The following is a 1,869-nucleotide window of genomic DNA, read 5'->3' on the forward strand; positions in this document are numbered from 1 at the left end:
CTTCTAGTCTAGTGAAAGTGACTATTCCTGCAATTAGTGACTGCTGTACGATATTACCGAACTGATTTCGAAACCGTGCAACGGGCTATCTGTCAATGGATTCGGGATTTTTTGGTGTGACCGACGTGCCCACAGTTGTTGCAGTAGGCGTAGTCTTCGGGGTTCATGTTGGTTCTAATGTACGAGGTCGTCAGTCGTAAACGTTGCTCCGGTGGCCGACCCGCTGGACGAACAGTACTTTCGGGGTCTTGTTTCGTTGCCAGTCGATAATTACGCGCTGGTCGCCGACGCGCAGCGAATAGTGCGGGTGGCCGGTCATCTGCCGTCCGTGAAGGTAGTGCTCGACGTTCCATCTCACGTTGTCGAGTTTCGCAACGATTCTCTCGGCGTCCTCGGTTTCGAGGTCTTCCAGCTGGTCAACGGCGCGCGTGCTATATTCGACTTCCGCCCTAGCCATCGTCGCTCTCTCCCCTCACAGGTCGAACGTCGATCTCAACGAGATTGCCGTTTTCTAGGTTGTATACCCGACGGATTTGCGCCGGGACAGTCAGCTTTCCAGAGGCGAACAGTTTCTGTGTCGTCCGCATGGGTATACCTAAGAGCAGGGAGATACATTGAAGTACTTCGAAATGGTCGTTTCTACCGTCGATATAAATATGACTGACCGACACTCCGAGATCGGTCCACGCGAAAACTTGCGCCTGAGCGAGAAGGAACGGGAATATCTCGAAACGGGAGAGGTTCCGGGGACATACAGTCAACAGAACATCGAAAGTAGTGTGAGGGACACTGTTCAAAAACTCCCCGCGAGAATCGACGTTCTCGCTGAAGATGTCGAATTACTTGATGAAACGAGCAGGAAAACGATCCCATTTGAAGACTGGCGTGATTGTTGGTTTGAAATCATAGGTCTGGGACACAACCCCACCCAATACGAGATTGAGCAAGGGTACACCTACTCTCCTTCCGAGGAAACAGATTACCCTACATCGGGATTGGTTGAGTTTGGTGAAACTCTGGGACAACTAGCCAATACATTCTATCTAGCTGAAGATAAAGATGAGATATACGATGGTCATGTTCAGATGATCTTGGGGTTTGTTAACGGTGTAACCCAAATGGATGGTGGAACCGGATCAGGTGATCATAGGGAAAAGATTATTAATTTTACAACTCAGGCACTGACCGAACGGTCTGAATCCCTAGCCCGGATTGATGACCTGACGGCTGAGAATAGGAGCGAACACTTCGAAAACAGCGAAAAAGCCCGAAAGGTAATTAGAGAGGTTCTTGACGAAGAGGAAATTCAGCCCGCTCCCGCACCAGTGGTGATTATGGAAAAAGCAAAAGGAAAATACATTGACTCCTCCAGTATATTCGAACCCAGAAAGATGCGGGTGGGCAACGACGTGCAGATTAAAGATGTATTCACAAAGGAAACCGTACTTGAGATTGTGGAGGAAGAAAAACTACGCGAGAAAGGGGCTGTGTTTGAGTTGATTTCTGAAGAGGATTTTGAGCGAGTGATAGATGCTCATTGGCATGGGGTAGAAGCAGCCGAAATGATCGACCTGATGTTTCAAAGCGAGAAGGATAATATGTCCTCGTCTGAAATCAACGATGGACTCAACTCGCAAAAAGACTACAGAAAAACGATTCCGAAACTAACGGCGGACCTAAGCGGTCGTGAGTCCCCATGGGATGAGCGCCCTTTGCTTCAAGAGAGTAGGAACGGGTGGAAGTTGACAAATTATGGAAAAGCGATGGCTGACTGCTTTTCCAGTACGTGTTTAGCGCGGTCCTCTCGTAGATGCCTCTGCACGTGATTCTGGTTGCTCTCCTCCGAGTATCGACGTCAGTTGATCCGGT

At 49.2% G+C, this 1,869-nt stretch carries 2 protein-coding genes; one reads left to right on the forward strand and one right to left on the reverse strand.

Features of this window, described 5'->3' with window-relative positions; genetic code table 11:
* Nucleotides 1-190: 190 nt before the first annotated feature.
* Nucleotides 191-457, reverse strand: a complete 267-nt coding sequence (locus tag C451_RS03360) for a type II toxin-antitoxin system RelE family toxin (RefSeq protein ID WP_007737695.1) — start codon at nucleotides 455-457, stop codon at nucleotides 191-193.
* A 157-nt stretch (nucleotides 458-614) separates the two neighbouring features.
* On the opposite strand from C451_RS03360, the gene C451_RS03365 reads away from it, so the two are divergent.
* Nucleotides 615-1,826: a hypothetical protein gene (locus tag C451_RS03365; RefSeq protein ID WP_152420378.1), complete on the forward strand. Its 1,212-nt coding sequence runs from the start codon at nucleotides 615-617 to the stop codon at nucleotides 1,824-1,826.
* Nucleotides 1,827-1,869: the final 43 nt, after the last annotated feature.

The sequence above is a fragment of the Halococcus thailandensis JCM 13552 genome (assembly GCF_000336715.1).
GTDB classification, from domain to species: Archaea; Halobacteriota; Halobacteria; order Halobacteriales; family Halococcaceae; genus Halococcus; species Halococcus thailandensis.